17 protein-coding genes are annotated in these 14,434 nt (G+C 73.3%); 9 read left to right on the top strand and 8 right to left on the bottom strand.

Translation table 11 applies throughout. From position 1 onward, the window contains the following. The first annotated feature begins 59 nt into the window (after positions 1-59). Together DIZ27_RS13550 and DIZ27_RS13545 are read left to right on the top strand one after the other, a co-directional pair. Positions 60-1,571 carry a hypothetical protein gene (locus tag DIZ27_RS13550; protein ID WP_109378628.1) on the top strand — a complete coding sequence of 504 codons (1,512 nt, stop codon included), beginning with the start codon at positions 60-62 and terminating at the stop codon, positions 1,569-1,571. 124 nt (positions 1,572-1,695) lie between these two features. Then, positions 1,696-2,208: a DUF5709 domain-containing protein gene (locus DIZ27_RS13545; protein WP_109378627.1), complete on the top strand. Its 513-nt coding sequence runs from the start codon at positions 1,696-1,698 to the stop codon at positions 2,206-2,208. An 87-nt stretch (positions 2,209-2,295) separates the two neighbouring features. Here the strand turns inward: DIZ27_RS13545 and DIZ27_RS13540 are convergent, their stop codons facing one another. The 3 genes from DIZ27_RS13540 to DIZ27_RS13530 all read right to left on the bottom strand — a co-directional run bounded on the left by DIZ27_RS13540 (position 2,296) and on the right by DIZ27_RS13530 (position 5,067). After that, positions 2,296-2,502, bottom strand: coding sequence for a hypothetical protein (locus DIZ27_RS13540; protein WP_109378626.1), 207 nt, complete (start codon positions 2,500-2,502; stop codon positions 2,296-2,298). A 200-nt stretch (positions 2,503-2,702) separates the two neighbouring features. Next, entirely contained in the window at positions 2,703-3,899 is a 1,197-nt protein-coding gene (locus tag DIZ27_RS13535; protein WP_109378625.1) for a glycoside hydrolase family 64 protein, read from the bottom strand. A gap of 265 nt (positions 3,900-4,164) precedes the next feature. Further along, complete coding sequence (locus DIZ27_RS13530; RefSeq protein WP_109378624.1) at positions 4,165-5,067, bottom strand: Gfo/Idh/MocA family protein; 903 nt, start codon at positions 5,065-5,067, stop codon at positions 4,165-4,167. 200 nt (positions 5,068-5,267) lie between these two features. On the opposite strand from DIZ27_RS13530, the gene DIZ27_RS13525 reads away from it, so the two are divergent. Further along, positions 5,268-5,528 carry a DUF5133 domain-containing protein gene (locus DIZ27_RS13525; protein WP_109378623.1) on the top strand — a complete coding sequence of 87 codons (261 nt, stop codon included), beginning with the start codon at positions 5,268-5,270 and terminating at the stop codon, positions 5,526-5,528. Positions 5,529-5,578: 50 nt separating this feature from the next. Here the strand turns inward: DIZ27_RS13525 and DIZ27_RS13520 are convergent, their stop codons facing one another. Continuing rightward, entirely contained in the window at positions 5,579-6,550 is a 972-nt protein-coding gene (locus DIZ27_RS13520) for a GlxA family transcriptional regulator (RefSeq protein ID WP_109378754.1), read from the bottom strand. A 188-nt stretch (positions 6,551-6,738) separates the two neighbouring features. Between DIZ27_RS13520 and DIZ27_RS13515 the strand changes: the two genes are divergently transcribed. Both DIZ27_RS13515 and DIZ27_RS13510 read left to right on the top strand, forming a co-directional pair. Further along, on the top strand, positions 6,739-7,221 hold the full coding sequence (locus DIZ27_RS13515; protein WP_109378622.1) for a hypothetical protein: 483 nt from the start codon (positions 6,739-6,741) through the stop codon (positions 7,219-7,221). A 172-nt stretch (positions 7,222-7,393) separates the two neighbouring features. Next, a complete protein-coding gene (locus tag DIZ27_RS13510; protein WP_109378621.1) occupies positions 7,394-7,609 on the top strand; it encodes a hypothetical protein in 216 nt (71 codons plus the stop codon). A gap of 48 nt (positions 7,610-7,657) precedes the next feature. Here DIZ27_RS13510 and tgmB read toward each other — a convergent pair whose 3' ends face one another. From tgmB to DIZ27_RS13495, 3 genes are all read right to left on the bottom strand, one after another. Further along, positions 7,658-8,641, bottom strand: coding sequence for an ATP-grasp ribosomal peptide maturase (gene tgmB / locus DIZ27_RS13505; protein ID WP_109378620.1), 984 nt, complete (start codon positions 8,639-8,641; stop codon positions 7,658-7,660). A 16-nt stretch (positions 8,642-8,657) separates the two neighbouring features. Further along, entirely contained in the window at positions 8,658-8,849 is a 192-nt protein-coding gene (gene tgmA, locus DIZ27_RS13500) for a putative ATP-grasp-modified RiPP (protein ID WP_109378619.1), read from the bottom strand. A 119-nt stretch (positions 8,850-8,968) separates the two neighbouring features. Beyond that, a complete protein-coding gene (locus DIZ27_RS13495; RefSeq protein ID WP_181383510.1) occupies positions 8,969-9,292 on the bottom strand; it encodes a YkvA family protein in 324 nt (107 codons plus the stop codon). Between the two features lie 224 nt (positions 9,293-9,516). Here DIZ27_RS13495 and DIZ27_RS13490 point away from each other — a divergent pair, with 224 nt between their 5' ends. Then, a complete protein-coding gene (locus DIZ27_RS13490) occupies positions 9,517-10,866 on the top strand; it encodes a hypothetical protein (RefSeq protein ID WP_146228940.1) in 1,350 nt (449 codons plus the stop codon). A gap of 56 nt (positions 10,867-10,922) precedes the next feature. On the opposite strand, the gene DIZ27_RS13485 is transcribed toward DIZ27_RS13490, so the two are convergent. Continuing rightward, entirely contained in the window at positions 10,923-12,131 is a 1,209-nt protein-coding gene (locus DIZ27_RS13485) for a hypothetical protein (RefSeq protein WP_258308352.1), read from the bottom strand. A 450-nt stretch (positions 12,132-12,581) separates the two neighbouring features. Between DIZ27_RS13485 and DIZ27_RS13480 the strand changes: the two genes are divergently transcribed. The 3 genes from DIZ27_RS13480 to DIZ27_RS13470 are packed head-to-tail and all read left to right on the top strand — an operon-like array spanning position 12,582 to position 14,352. Beyond that, the gene (locus tag DIZ27_RS13480; RefSeq protein WP_109378616.1) at positions 12,582-12,995 is read left to right on the top strand and encodes a hypothetical protein; all 414 of its coding nucleotides are present in this window, start codon (positions 12,582-12,584) and stop codon (positions 12,993-12,995) included. Then, complete coding sequence (locus tag DIZ27_RS13475; RefSeq protein WP_109378615.1) at positions 12,992-13,795, top strand: hypothetical protein; 804 nt, start codon at positions 12,992-12,994, stop codon at positions 13,793-13,795. The genes DIZ27_RS13480 and DIZ27_RS13475 overlap by 4 nt, the downstream gene beginning before the upstream one ends. A gap of 38 nt (positions 13,796-13,833) precedes the next feature. Then, positions 13,834-14,352, top strand: coding sequence for a roadblock/LC7 domain-containing protein (locus DIZ27_RS13470; RefSeq protein ID WP_109378614.1), 519 nt, complete (start codon positions 13,834-13,836; stop codon positions 14,350-14,352). Positions 14,353-14,434: the final 82 nt, after the last annotated feature.

Here is a 14,434-nt window from a genome sequence, read left to right as displayed (position 1 = left end):
TTGTTTGCACGGTTCGCATGCCGGCGTCTCGCCGGAGCAAGGGACGCAAGGGGCGGACGATGGCCGACGGAAGCGGTCGCCTCCTCACCGGAGGACGGCGACGCGCACACACGTCCGCGGGCGTGCCCCGTCCGGCCGCCGGCACCGCACCGCTCGTGGCCCTGGCCGCCGTCTTCATCCTCGCCCAACTCGTCCTCGTCCGACCGAACATGGGACTCGGCTGGGACGAGGTCGTCTACGTCAGCCAGGTCACGTCCCACCGCCCGGCCGCCTTCTTCAGCGCCCCGCGCTCCCGCGGCGTCTCGCTCCTGGTGGCGCCCGTCGCGTCCTGGTCCTCGTCCACCGTCCTGCTGCGCGTCCACCTCGCCCTGCTGTCCGGCCTCGCCCTGTACCTGGCGCTGCGCGCCTGGCGCGGTCTGTTCCCCACCCGCGTCCTGGTCACCGCCGGAGCCTTCTACACCTCCCTGTGGGTGACCCTCTTCTACGGCCCCCAGGCCATGCCCAACCACTGGGTCGCGATCGGCGCCCTGATCACGGTCGGCTCCTTCCTGCGGTACCGCGCCGACCGATCGGCGCGCGGCGCGCTGTGGGGCGTCGTGGCGGGGGCCGCGCTGATGGCGTGGATGCGGCCCACCGACGCCGTCTGGGTGACGGTCCCCCTGTTCGTCCTCGCCCTGGCCGGCCGTCACTGGCGGCTTCTGCTCGCGTCGGCGGCGGGTCTCGCGGTGGGCGCGGTCGATTGGGTGGTCGAGGCCTACGCGGGATACAGCGGCCTGGGGGAGCGGCTGGCCGAGGCCTCCCGCGTCCAGGGCGGGCTCGGCTGGCACATGGCCGTCGACGACCAGCTGCGCAGCCTGGGCGGACGCGGCCTGTGCCGCCCCTGCACCGGGCCGATGCCCCACCCGGTGATCACCCTCTGGTGGTTCGCCCTGCCCCTGCTCGTCGCCGTCGGAGTGGTCGTCGCCGTACGGGCCCGGCGTGTCCTGCGTACCGTGATGCCGCTGGCCTGCGCCACCACGGCCGCCCTCCCGTACCTGTTCATGATCGGGTACGCGGCACCCCGCTTCCTCCAGCCCGCCTACGCCCTGCTCGCGGTTCCCGTCGCCGACGGACTGTGGCACCTGGCCAGAGAACCGGCCGGAAAGCGGCGCCCGGGAGGGAGCCGACGGCCGGTCGCGACGGCGCTGGTCGCGCTCGCCCTGACCGGCCATCTGGCGGTACAGCTGGCCGTCCTGGTGCACACCGTCGACCGCAGCACCGAAATCCGCCGGGACTGGGCCCGCGCCGCCGGCGAGCTGCACCGGCTCGGCGTCCGCCCGCCCTGTCTGATCACCGGCCACGAGGCCGTCCCCGTCGGCTACTACACCGGCTGCTCCTCCGGCGAGACCAGCGGGAACAACGAGAACATCACGGTGGCGGAGATCCTGCGCACCGCGGACCGCGTCCCCGTGGCCGCGCTCACCGGCCCCGGCGGTGTCCCGCCCGACTACGCGCGGCCCTGGCCGGTCCACCGGATCAGCCACCTCGAGGCCCGCATCGCCCCGGCACCCCGGCAGGACGCCTCCGGCTGACGCCCGGACCCCCGGGACGCGGCAGGGACCCGCACGCCGAATCGGGGTGTGGGCGGCGCACAACGGGAAACGCGGATCAACACCTGAGAGGAACGAGTCGACACAGCGTGACAGGGAGGAAACCATGGGTACCGATCCGATGGCGGACGACGTGTACCAGCCCACCGGAGGCAACGAGGAGCAGGAGGACGCCGCGCCCCTCGACCGGCAGGACGCCGTCGACGAACGGACCTATGACGACATCCTGGACGAGGGCTACTCCCCGCCGGAGAAGCCGCTCGGCGTGACCCGGCACGGCACCACGGCCGCCGAACAGCACGAGGGCGAGACCCTGGACGAACGGCTGGCCCAGGAAGTGCCCGACACGTCCGCGCCCGGCGGGGACGACGTGGGCGACCTCCCCGGGGGCGAGGGCGAACCGGTCGACCCGGAGGCCGGCACCGAGCGCGCCGGACGCCTGGTCGCCCCGGACGAGGGCGTCCGTGCCGACAGCACGAAGGAGAGCGTCGCCGAGGACGTCGGCATCGACGCAGGGGCCGCCGGCGCGGAAGAGGCCGCCGTGCACGTCGTGGAGGACGAAACGGCGTTGCCGGAGGGCCGGGACGGGGATCGGGGACAGAGCCAGGACAGGACCTGACCCGGTCTGCTCCGCCCCGGCCCGATCGGGCCCGGCCAGCTCCGTCCCGGCCGGTCGGGACGGGCATGACGGAGCCGGTCCCGGGGTTCAGGGAAGCAGCTTGTCCAGTGCGGCGGGTCCCTCCTCCGCCAGCTTGCGCTTGGCCCATTCGAGATTCTGCGGGGTGAGGTCCTTGCCGGAGGCAAGGACGAGGTCCTCCGGCGACACGTCGGTGCCGGTACGGGCGTGGAGCAGGCCGTCCGGGGTGGTGCGGTCCTCGGACGGCCTGGACTCCTCGGGCTGTGACGTCGACATCTTCTGGCTCCTCGGGTCCGGACGTTGTAGCGGCCCCGGTGCGGTCATCGGGTCCGATATCACCATTCAACGCGGGGGCCCGCCGTGCATCCGGAACACACGGGGCACCGCCTCGAAGGGCCGCTCCTCAGGTGCAGGAGTACCTTCCCCGGCCCGCGGAAAACACTGCGAAGACCGCCGTCCGGGCTGCTCCGAGGCGTCTAGAAGGGCGACAGCGTCAGGCGCAGGCCGGTGGGGGCCGTGTCCTGGATGTAGGAGGCGAAGCCGGCGACGTCGTCGAAGGCGAAGCCGTACGCCTTTCCGTCCTCCGTGGCCGTGTGCACGGCCTTGGAGTAGTGGTTGGTGAGCTCGGTCCGGTAGAAGGCCGAGGCGTCGGTGGTCGGCTGGTCGGGGTGGCTGAGCAGCGTCGAGCGGTTGAAGCCGGCGCCGAGCACGGCGGCGACCGGGCCGGTCGTACCGTCGTTGGGGGCGGCGAGCGCTCCGTCGCAGAAGAGCACGTCCCGCGTGGACGGCTTGCCGAAGGAGACCTGGGCGGGCCCGTCGAAGGTGAACCGCTCGCCGCGCACCCGGCCGGTGAAGGTTCCGGCGTTGGTGGTGACCTTCAGGTCCCGGCCGGTGTAGGTGCTCCACACCTCGTCGATGTACGGGGCGAGGTAGTCCTCGGCGAACAGACCCGAATCCAGTCCGTGTCCCGGCGCGATGATCCGGGTGTCGTCCACGACGAGCAGCGAGAACGCCTCCACCTGCCTGATGGCGCCGAACACGGCGCGGCGGCCCCCCTCGCGGAAGGCGCCCGCGGTCTGGTCCTCGGAGCCGGTGAGCCGGATGCCGAGCGGCACGCTGAACATGTCGACCATCGTGGTGTTGCAGAACATGCCTGCGGAGTTGTAGGTGAACTCGGCGCAGTCGTGCAGCACACCGTAGTTGGGGTCCGAGGTGACCCAGCCCGCCGGGTACTGCAGCGCCGCGTCGCCGTTGCCGTCCGTGACGGCCTTGAACTTGAGCTTCGCACCGAGGGCCACGTAGACACGGCCGGACATGTACGGCAGGGACAGCCTGGTCTCGCCGCTGCCGGCCAGGCTGATCGCGTAGTCGGTGAAGCCGTCGGCGCCGTTGTCCGACAGGGCGATCGGGGCCAGGGTGCCGTCGGGGGTGACCCGTACCTGACGGCCGTCCTGGTTGCCCACGATGTAGAGGTGCACGCTCGCGTTGTCGAAGGAACCGCTGTTGTTGACGATCGTCAGCGGGAGGGGGCCCGCGGCGGCCTTCGTGTCGGCAGGCGTCTTCGCGAGGGCGTGGGGGGCGAACGCGGCGACGGCGGGCGCGGTCACGGCTGCCCCACCGAGAGCGAAGAGGACCTTCCGGCGGCCGAGGGAACGCTGGTGACGGAGAGTCATGTGGGGGTCTCCTGAGGTGGTCGTGGGGGTTGTGGGCGGCGTCGACCCGGCCTGGAGTCTTGGGGCGTGGAGCGCTCCAGGGGGTGAGAGCGCTCTCAGGCCGTGCATCGGCACCGGCGCGTGGTTTTGATGGTACGGACCGGAACGATCCCCGCCAACGGGTCCGGCTGCCCCTCAACCCGCCCTGATCGGCGGTCACTTGAACAGCGTACGAGGACCCCACGATTGCTTGAGCGCTTCTTGGGCGCCGTTTGAGCCGGAGACGTCAGAGGCCGGACCGGGTCGTTCCGCTGTCGAGCAGGTGCTCCGCGCCGGCCAGGATCTCGGTGACGCGGAGCGCGAACGCGGCGTCGCAGGGGTGCGGCCTGCCGGTGTCCGCGGCGGTGAGGAGCGCGTCGACGGCCCGTCCGAGGGCGGGAACCGCCCCGTGGGCCGTCTTCGGCAGGACGGTGACGCCGGACTTGCCGCGGAGCTCCACGGTGGCGCCGGCGGCGGCCGGGGGAGCGGTCAGGCTCAGGGTGATGGCGCTCGAAGCGTCGCTCGTGTGCTCCAGTACGAGATGGACGGTGTCGCCGGGGCCGTGCGCCGCCGCCGACACCTGCCGGGCGTCGCCCAGCAGGGGCAGCAGTACGGACAGGGCGTGCGGGCCGACGTCCCACAGCGCGCCCTTCTCCCGCCGCCAGGGCGAGGCCGCGAACGGGCTGTCGCCGGAGGTGAACACCGACCCGAGCCACTCCGCCCGCGCGGTGAACCAACCGCCCACGCCGGCCTGTTCACTGATCCACGCCGCCGGTTCGGGCTGGAAGCGGGTGGTGAAGAAGACCACGGAGGCGACCCGCGCCTCCTCGACCGCCTCCGCCACCGCCCGCCCCTGCGCCACCGTCGGGGCGAGCGGCTTGTCGAGCAGCAGATGGCGTCCCGCCCGCGCCGCACGGACCGCGAGGCCGGCCTGCACGTCCGGCGGCAGGGCCACGGCGACGGCGTCCACGTCGGCGATCAGCGCGTCGACGTCGTCGTACGCGCGCGTGCCGTGCCGGTCGGCCAGTTCCTCGGCGGCGTCGAAGCGGCGGCCCCACACGCCGGTGAAGTCGAGGTCCTGGTGCCCGCTCAGCGCGGGGGCGTGTGCCGCCTGTGCCCAGGGACCGGTGCCGAGCAGTCCGATACGCATGCCGTCGCTTCTCCCGTGCCGTGCGTCCGCCACCGGCCGGTGGTGCCCGGCCCCCTGTCGGGCCCGAGCGTGCCATACCGACCGGGGCGGCGGGGTGCCGAGTTCTCGCCAATTCCGACCAGTTGAGCAAATGGGATGAATGTTTCGGTGTGATCCGGGTAGGCGCCCGTCACACTCAGAGATCAGAGAGAGGCGCTTTCGTGCTGGTACCGGATCCCAAGAGGGTCAGACAGTTGCTGACGCGTTACGCGACGCTGCGGATCGCGCAGGCGGAGCGGTACTCGCCCGTCGCGGCGCGCGAGTTGGAGGACATCACGTACACGCTCTGCGTCATGACGGGAACAGCCGGCATCCGTGAGGCCGTGGCCCGCGCGGACGCGCTGCTCACCGGGGAGCGGAGCGCGGCGGACATCCGGACCACGGGCGCGGACGAGGAGAGCGGCCGGTCGCTGGTCGGGTGACGGCTCCCGGGCTGTGTTCCGCCGTTCCGCCGAAGCAGGCAGGTCTCCGGCTACGAGCCGGTGCTCGCGACGGGCCGTCGCCCGTGGAACGCCGACCGATACGCATACGGTGTGGTGCCCACCACCTTGCGGAACCGCTCACGGAACGCCGTGGGCGAGCCGAACCCCGACTGCTGGGCGATCCGTTCGACGGTGTAGTCGCTGTTCTCCAGCAGGTACTGCGCCCGCCGCACCCGCGCCCGCAGCAGCCACTGCACCGGCGTGGTACCCGTCTGCTCACGGAACCGGCGGCCGAAGGTGCGCTCGCTCATCCCGGCGCGCGCCGCCATCGCCCCGAGGGTGACCTCGTGTGCCAGATTGTCCTCGAGCCACTCCAGAAGCGGCTCCAGGGCCGACCCACGGGGCACGGGCGGGTACTGGTGCACGATGAACTGGGCCTGCCCGCCCTCCCGTTCCAGCGGCATGACGGACATCCGGGCCGTGTTCGCGGCCACGGCCGAGCCGAGGTCCCGGCGGATCATGTGCAGGCACATGTCCAGCGCGGCGGCGGCGCCGGCCGAGGTGAGGATCTGCCCGTTGTCGACGTAGAGCACGTCGGGCTTCACCTCGACGCGAGGAAAGTCACGGGCCAGCTGGTCCGCGGCCACCCAGTGCGTGGTGGCGCGCAGCCCGTCCAGCAACCCGGCCTCCGCCAGGACGAACGCGCCCACGCACACCGAGGCGATCCGGGTGCCCGCCTCGGCCGCCCGGCGCAGCGCCGCGCGGACGGCGGGGGAGAGCGGCGCGGCACCCTCGGCGCAACCCGGGACGATGATCGTGTCGGCGTCCGCCAGGGCCTCCAGTCCGCGGTCGACACGCAGGACCAGCCCGCCGTCCGCCACCACCTCGGGTGTCTCCGCGCACGGGCGCACCCGGTAGGCGGGCCGGCCGTCGGGCAGCTGCGTCCAGTCGAAGGTCTGCATGGGGGCCGCCATGTCGAACGGGATGACCCGGTCGAGCAGCAGAATCGCCACGGAGTGCATGAAAGCCACGATAGACGGGTTCCCGCCAGCGACAAGAGACGGGGCGACGGTACGGCGACGGCCGGGAGGGCAGCTCGGCGGTGTTGGCGGGAATCCGTTGGAAGCTGTCGGTCCGGCCCCTGGGTGATCGTCCCCCGGGCTCCTAACGTGGGCCCGGCACCGCTGACCACACCAAGGAAAGAGCCCCGGTGACCAAGTTCCTGCTGTCCGTCCACGTCCTCGCCGCCATCGTCGCCGTCGGTCCCGTGACCGTCGCGGCGAGCATGTTCCCGCCGGCCGTGCGCCGGGCCGCCGCCGGGGGCGGCGGGCCCGCGGCGGCGGCGGTGACGGTGACGGTGACCACGGTTGGAGTGCTGCACCGCATCTGCGGGGTCTACGCCCGGATAGGAATCGCGGTGCCCGTTCTCGGGCTCGCCACCGCTCTCGCCATGGGGGTCCTGGGCGATGGCTGGCTCATCACCTCCATCGCCCTGACGGCGGCCGCCGCGGGCGTCCTGATCGCCTTCGTCCTGCCCGGTCAGGAGGAGTTCGTCGAGCAGGTGGCGGAGGGCCGCTCCGTCGACCGGCAGGCCACGGTGCGACTGGCCATGTCCACCGGTGTGTTCAACCTGCTGTGGGCGACGGTGACGATCCTCATGATCGTTCGCCCCGGCTCCACGACGGGAGCCTGACCGGGCCGGACCGCGCCGGGCCCGGCCGGACCGGGGCTCGCGCCGGCTGCCCCTCCTGTCCCGGTCTGCGTCAAGTCGTACGGGTGAATTCCCACTTCATGGTGTCCGGGCGCCTACACTCGGCAGTCGCGCCCCCGCTCCGGGGGCGACGAGCAGAGAGGCGCGTTGCCGGGTGTTCCAGGATTCCCCCATCTACGACCGACTCATCGCGGAGCGCGGCGATGTGCCCGCGCAGGTCCGCAGGGAGGCCGAACGAGTGAGCAGGGAAATGGAGCTGGTCATGCGGCCCCTGCAGTCGTCCGGGTACACCCCGGGCCTCGACCGTCCGCAGTCCCCGGGCAACGGCTGGCAGCGCACCGCCCTGTTGCCCGGCCCCCGGCCGCACTGACCCGGAGGAAGGGCCCGTACCACCGCGCCCAGGCGTGGTGACGGGCCCTCAGTGCGCCGTGGTGCGCACCCCGTTGACCCCCGGAGTCTCTTTGGGAGCGGGCCGGGCCAGCCACTCGGCGACGGCGCGGGCGATCGGCTGTCCCGTCTCCACCTCGACGAATCCGAACTGACCCGATTGATTGCACTCCAGGAACCACCACGTTCCGTCCGCGGCCTCGACGAAGTCGAAGGCTCCGTACGCCAGTTCGGCCTCACGCAGATAGGCGTGGACGGCGTCGGCGGTGCGTGGCGGCACGTCGACCGGCTCCCAGGGGGAGGGGGATGTGGCGAAACGCACATCGACCTCCGCCGGTTCCGCGTCCGGGGCCGTCGCCTTGCGGGCGGCGAGCAGACGCTCGCCCACGACGGTGAGCCGGATGTCGGCCCGCTTCGCGATGCGCCGCTGGAGCAGTGTCGGTCCGAACGCCACGGCGGCGAAGTCGGTGTCCGGCGCCACCCGGCTGGTCGGAACGGCCCGCGGCGGATCCTGCGGATGTGCTCCGGAGACCGGCTTGACCACCAGGTCCGGGAAGCGCTCCGCGAACTCCCGGGCGGCGCGCGGGAAGGTCGTGATCACCGTGGCGGGCACGGGCAGGCCGCAGCGCTGGGCCAGTCGTAGCTGCCATGGCTTGTGGCGGGCCTGCCGGGCCGCGTCCGGATGGTTCATCCAGCGGGCGTCCGAGCCGCGCAGCATGCCGTAGAGAGCCTGGGCGGCCTCCTCGGTCAGCCACGGCGACGGCCGGGCCGCCCGCCCGGCCGGGGTGCCCGGCCTGCGCACCCACACGGACCGCAGCCCGCCGATGCTCACCAGTCGCCCCCCGGCGGAGAGATGGCCGCGGAAGCGGCCGTGGACGTATTCACCCGAGAGCGAGACCCCGCCGGTCAGATCTGCCGGGTCGAGGCGCACCACCGGCACCCCGGAACCGTGCAGATGCACGATCACCATGTCGGCGGTCACGTCCTCTTCACAGGTGAGGATCAGTACGGTCATCGTCTGCGGTCCATGGTCAGTCGTCGAAGTGGGTCTTGGACCCCGCGGTGGACGTGGTGGTGCCCACCTCCCGCAACAGTGCGTGATCGCAGGCCGCCACCCGTCCGTCGACGAGTACGTTCAACTGCAGCCCAGAGTCGTACACATACGGAGTGGTTACGACCAACTCCGGTGCCGGACGTGCGTAGTTGAGCGCGAACGGTTGCATCGTCTCTCCCTCGTCGGTACCGCGCCGACCAGCGACGGGCCACTGCGCGCCGCCGCTTGGTCCGCCGACTTGTTTTGGCTTCCAGAGACTTATACGAATCGAACGGGTGGTTGGTTTCCTTACGGAGCGTAGTCATCGGCGGGTTCACGGTCCGGTCGCCGGGGCACCGCCCCGAGGGAACGTGCGCCGAGGGAGCCGCGCATGGTGCGCAGGGCGAGCAGCAGGACGCCGATGTCGTCCAGATAGACCGGGTCGGGCAACAGATCGGCCGGCAGCACCAGGTAGAGGACCGCACCCCAGAACACCCAACGTGGGCCCGTGGGCAGACCGGCGTCCCGCAACGCCCGCCGGGTGCGGACCAGCCGCACCAGGACGGCCACGGCGCAGGCCAGCACGGCGGCTGCGACGACGGCGGCGACGATTACCACGGTGGTGGTGTCCACGGGGTGTCCTCCTCCAAGCGCGGCGAGGCAACGGTCTCTCTGTCTGGATGCCCGGTAACGGCCCCGGCTATGGCATCCGCCGGACGCATGGAGCATTACAGGTCATACCCATGGCCCAGCCGAGTGGCCGTGCGGGGCGAGGGCGCCTAGTAATGGTCCACGTAACGTCGCTCTTCGTACGTCCGGGGCGAGGAGCGGCCTCCGCCTTCTTCATGGAGCCGAGCATGACCACCTGCTCTTCATCACCCTCCTCGAACACCTCGAACGGATCCGCGATACCCGCCGGGACGGACCCGGCCCTCCCGCCGGCACCGCCGACGATGCCCCCTCCGTCCGCCCCGACGGTCTCCGCCACCGGCACCGGCCTGCTGGACCCGGCCCCGCTCAGCACCGGGGACGCCGTCGGCGGCCTGATGTGCGCGGTGGTGTCGGACCGCCCCCTGGAGGAGGTCGCCGACCTCATCACGTCGCTGGCACGCTCGCCCGAGCACACGCCGGCCGTGGTCGACGCCCTGCGCGCCGTCGGAGTGAGCCGGTCCGTGGAGGACGTCGCCCGTCTGGTCGCCCTGCTGACCCGGCCGCCCCGCGACGCCGACAGCGCCGACGAGGTGATCCGGGCCGCGGCGGCGCACCGTCCCGTGGCGGACGTGACCCGGCTGGTGGCGCTGCTGCAGAACGAGGAACTGGCGCCCCACTGCCGTGAGGAGGCGCTGCGGGCCGCAGCCTCCGGCCGCTCCGTCGAGGAACTGATCGAGCTGATAGACCGGCTGGCCGCGCAGGAGCCACCGGAACGCTCCGGCAGCCCGACGACGGTCCCGCCGGCCCCGTCCCGCTCCGAGGACGACCACGGCGACCAGGACGACGACGCGTACGGAGACCGGCACCGAGCCCCGTACCGAGCCGGGAACAGCGGCCGGGACGGGGGCGGGACCCGGAGGAGCATCCGGGACGACGAGGAAGCCGGGGACGGGCGCGGAACGACGCCGGAGGCCGGATACCGGACCGTCCACCGCGGTGCCCGGGGCGCGGCGGCCCTGCGCTCGAGACACCGGATCAGGCACCACCGGCCCCGCGCGCGAACGGGGCAGGGCACGCGGCCCGGCCGGAGACCCGCCGGCGCCGCCCCCGAGCGTCCGCCCGAACAGGCGGGCCGGTCCCTGACCTGGTCCAGCTGGCTCGCCGCGGTGGCTCTCGCCCTGTGCGCGGTGGCCCACTTCCCCCCGCACTGCGACGGTTCCGCACTGGGCCTGCACGCCCTCACCGTCGGCCTGTCGGTGCTCTGCACGGCGCTGGCCCTGGTCCTGGTGGTGCGCCCCGGCGCACTGGTGCTCGCGCCGGCGGTCGTCGTACCCGCGGCCCTGGTCGGGGCGCACGCCTACGGCCCGTCCTTCCCGTCCGTCTTCCTGTCCCGAGCCGTCCGCCTCGCGCTCGCCCCGCAGTGGCTGGCCAGCGCGACGGCCGTCACCGCCGCGCTGCTGGCACTCACGGCCCTGCTCGTCCGGGTGGCGTCCCCGTTCCCCGGCAGGCACTGGGCGGTGTGGCCGGCGCCCGGGACACACCGGATGCCGGACTGAGCGCGTGCCGACCGAGGAGGGACGCCGGGTTCACCGGGCACGGACCGGGAAAGGCCCTACGGACCCGAAGCCGCCGACTGCCTGTCGGTGGCGGGCGGGGCCCCGCGCTCCTCCTCGTCGGCCGACGGGCGACGCGCCGCCCTGGGACCGAACTTCAGGCGCTCCAGCGTGCGCGTCAGCTGCCGCACGGGCGACGGAGCCGGCGTACCGCCGGGCGGCAGGGCACGGGGTCCGGAGGCCGCGGCGGACTCCCGGTAGGCGGCCAGCGCCTCGTGCGCGCTCTCGGCCGCCTCGCGGTACAGGTCGCGGGACTTCGTCATGGCCTCCAGCGCGTCGGCGTACATGGCGACCAGTCGGCGCTCGCGGGCGAGCTCCTCCTCCAGGGTCAGCAGACGCCAGTCCTCCCGCAGCGCGGTCAGGGCGGCCTCGGCGCCGTCCGGCAGCGGACGCGGCAGCGCCGCGAACCGGCTCACCGCGTCGACCAGCTCGGCGGGGCGGGTGCCGTCCAGGAACACCGCACGCACCGAGAACTCCCCGGCGTCGTAGCCGTCCGGGACCGGCCCGCCGGGCAGGACCACCGCACCGCCGCGCGGCACCTCGGCACCGGAGTCCCGCAGTGCCCAGTTCACGACCCGCAGCTGGTGGGGCGCGGCCCGGTGCTCCACCACGCGATGCCGCAGCCCCGACGGCAGCCAGTGGGCGAGCGGCAGCCGGCCGCGGTCGTCCGTGGTCATCGCCTCGTGGACGACCACGTGGATGTTCCACCCGTTCCCGTCGGCGCTCCGCGCGCAGTCACGCAGCAGCCGCCGTACGGCCTTGTCGTCCTCGGGCAGTGGATTGATCTCTCCCAGCCGCAGTCCCGTGGCTGCGTCGTGGTTCCAGCCCGGGTCCGGGTCGTCCAGGGGCCAGAACATACCTGCGGGGGACGGCCATGTGTGGTCCCAGGGCCGCTCGGCCTCGGCGACCAGGATCCAGCGCTGCCCGTCCCCCTCGGCGGGGCCGACGCTCAGTCGGGCGCGCACGGTCACCGCCCCGGCGACCCGGACACGGGCCTGGAACACCCGGTCCGGCGTGTCGTGCCGCGTCTCGTGCCCCGCTCCGGGCACGTCGTCGGGCACTTCCAGGAAGGCGTCGATGCCCCCGCCGCCCTCCAGCCGGGGCAGGGTGCGTCGGAGCACGTCCAGCGCTGAGGCGCCGGTGTGCCGGCCGGCGGTCAGCCAGACGGACGGAGGGACCGTGGGGCGGGCTGTGCGTGAGGTAGGCATGGATCCAGGGGTGAACGGGGGCACGTGTTCCTGTCATTGTCGTCGCTGTCGGACGGCGAACTGACGCGGGCTCCGCCGGGCGGCGGTCCTCGTCCGCGGCTACCCGCGCGGTGGGGTTCTCATGTGCCACGTGTCATCCCCGCACGCGGGTCCCGCGCACGGGGTGTGCGGGGCGCACACATGGCGGAAGGCTTTCACTCGTGGTCGCGACAGTACCCGGTCCCCACAATGGAATCCGGTGAGCAGGGCCGACCCGCCATCCGCACAGGGGAAGGCCCTGCTCGCACCCCGCCGCCCACCGGACCGGGAAAATCGCCGACGTTATCAGTGCCGGGGCGCCCTTGTCGCATATTCCAAGGGAAAACACCAAAGCCCTCACCCCGGTCGAGCACACACCGTAGCGTCGACGTCACGTTCGCGGTACAGCCGTGCGATGAGGGGGGATCCGGCGTGCCCGGAATCGACGAGAGTCTGCTGGAAGCCATGCGACTGCCTGGTGCGCGGGGTGCACTGGTGGTCGACTGGATCAGCGGACTCGCGCTGGGCGCGGTGGGCGACGCGCCGGGTGACGACCCGGAGGCGACAGCGGCGGAGACCGCCGAACTCGCCCGCCTCGCCATGGAGAGCGGCACACTCGCACCGGCCGACGGCGGCCTGTCCGTCGCCTCCGTAGCCTCCGGCAAGGAACCACCCGTCCAGGACCTCATCCTCACCACCGTCGACGCGTACCACCTGCTCCGGTTCGTCATCACGACCTTCGACAGCACCGTGTTCCTGTACCTGTGGCTCGACCGCCGTGACGGCAACCTGGCCCTGGCCCGCATCCGGCTGGCCGAGATGGCGGACCGGCTGGTGCTCGGATGACCACGGCGGCGCCCATCGAGGGATCGGCACCCACCGGCGGATCGGCGCCGGCCGTGCTCGGCAGCCTCGCGGCGGACCGCGCCACCGGGGCCCTCTCCACCGAGTCCGGGGTCTTCTACCTGGCGGCGGGGCACATCGTCCACGTCGAATCCGTGTACAGCCCCGACCTCGGCGATCTGCTCACCGGCAGCGGTGCCCTCCCGGCCGACGGCTGGTGGGAGGCGGTCGAGCGGGCCGGGGCCCGCCACCGCGTCGGCCGCCAGCTGGTCGACAGCGGCCGTCTCAGCGCGGGAGCGCTGGAACTGTGCCACACGGGCGCGCTGTTCGACGCGGCGTACTTCGCGCTGGCCCAGGACACCGCCGCGCTCCGCTTCCGCCCGGAAGCAGCGCACTGGCTCGGCGCGGTCCGCCCCGTTCCGGTGCACAGCGTGCTGCGCGAGTCGCGGCGCCGCCGCGATCTGCTGCACCGCATCTGGCCCGACCCCGCCGTCGACACCGCCCCGCTCACCCGCGCGCCCGGCGCCGACCCGGCGGACCTGCCGCCCCGCCGCGGCCGGACCCTCGCCCGGGTCGACGGGGCCAGCACCGCCGCGCAGATCGCCTCGGCCCTGGCGTGCCGCACCTTCCACACCCTCGTCGAACTGCGCCGTCTGGCCGCCGCCGGACTGATCGCCCCCGCACCGCCCCCGCCCCCGCCCGTCGCCACCGTCCCCCACGGCACCGGCGAAGCCGGCTCCGCGTGGGACGAGCCCGACACAGCGCTGCTGCGACGGCTCCTGGACGCCTTGGAGGCCCTGTGATCCGCGCGCGTCGACAGCGTGCCGAAAGGAGACTGCTCATGGCCGTCGAGACCGACGTGCTGGACGAACTGCGTCGGCTCCGTACCCGGGTCCCCCGGCTGGCGGGATCGCTCGCGGCCACCGTCGACGGACTCGTCCTCGCCCACGACGTGCCCGACACCGAACCGGAGGGGCTGGCCGCGCTCACCGCCGCCGCGCTCGGTGTCGCGTACCGCGTGACGGACGCCACCGCCCGCGGTGAGTTCCGCGAACTGCTGGTGCGCGGGACGCGGGGATACGTGGCGACCTACGCCGCGGGAAGCACCGCCGTGCTCACCCTGCTCGCCGACGACCGGGTCAACGTGGGCCGGCTGCACCTGGAGGGCCGGCGCAGCGGGGCCCGCATCGCGGACCTGGTCGCCACCGGAGCCGGCCCCGGAGTGGGCCGGCACGCCGACCGTGCGGCGCCCGAACGAGGCCCCGCACCCGCCTCGGACGCGGACCGCCGGATCGGCACCCTCCCGGTGCGTGCCCCGCAGCGGCCCGCACACCGGCCCCGGCCCCAGGCCGGCGGCTGAATCCAGGCTCTTCCTCCCGGCCTGCCGCCGCGGCACGACCCGGCGACCGGCCAGAACAACGATCACGACCGAAGGGAAACCT

The sequence above is a fragment of the Streptomyces sp. NWU339 genome (assembly GCF_003143855.1).
Taxonomy (GTDB): domain Bacteria; phylum Actinomycetota; class Actinomycetes; order Streptomycetales; family Streptomycetaceae; genus Streptomyces.
Note: the sequence above shows the minus strand (reverse complement) of the source record. Positions and strands in the feature narration are given on the sequence as shown.

What these genes read in the sequence shown, in the direction of transcription:
- DIZ27_RS13470 (WP_109378614.1), top strand. Translation starts at nt 13,834, where the DNA reads ATGGCCGTCGAGACCGACGTGCTGGACGAACTGCGTCGGCTCCGTACC.
- DIZ27_RS13485 (WP_258308352.1), bottom strand. Translation starts at nt 12,131, where the DNA reads ATGCCTACCTCACGCACAGCCCGCCCCACGGTCCCTCCGTCCGTCTGG.
- DIZ27_RS13530 (WP_109378624.1), bottom strand. Translation starts at nt 5,067, where the DNA reads ATGCGTATCGGACTGCTCGGCACCGGTCCCTGGGCACAGGCGGCACAC.
- DIZ27_RS13550 (WP_109378628.1), top strand. Translation starts at nt 60, where the DNA reads ATGGCCGACGGAAGCGGTCGCCTCCTCACCGGAGGACGGCGACGCGCA.
- DIZ27_RS13520 (WP_109378754.1), bottom strand. Translation starts at nt 6,550, where the DNA reads ATGCACTCCGTGGCGATTCTGCTGCTCGACCGGGTCATCCCGTTCGAC.
- tgmB (WP_109378620.1), bottom strand. Translation starts at nt 8,641, where the DNA reads ATGACCGTACTGATCCTCACCTGTGAAGAGGACGTGACCGCCGACATG.
- DIZ27_RS13545 (WP_109378627.1), top strand. Translation starts at nt 1,696, where the DNA reads ATGGGTACCGATCCGATGGCGGACGACGTGTACCAGCCCACCGGAGGC.
- DIZ27_RS13540 (WP_109378626.1), bottom strand. Translation starts at nt 2,502, where the DNA reads ATGTCGACGTCACAGCCCGAGGAGTCCAGGCCGTCCGAGGACCGCACC.
- DIZ27_RS13490 (WP_146228940.1), top strand. Translation starts at nt 9,517, where the DNA reads ATGACCACCTGCTCTTCATCACCCTCCTCGAACACCTCGAACGGATCC.
- tgmA (WP_109378619.1), bottom strand. Translation starts at nt 8,849, where the DNA reads ATGCAACCGTTCGCGCTCAACTACGCACGTCCGGCACCGGAGTTGGTC.
- DIZ27_RS13535 (WP_109378625.1), bottom strand. Translation starts at nt 3,899, where the DNA reads ATGACTCTCCGTCACCAGCGTTCCCTCGGCCGCCGGAAGGTCCTCTTC.
- DIZ27_RS13475 (WP_109378615.1), top strand. Translation starts at nt 12,992, where the DNA reads ATGACCACGGCGGCGCCCATCGAGGGATCGGCACCCACCGGCGGATCG.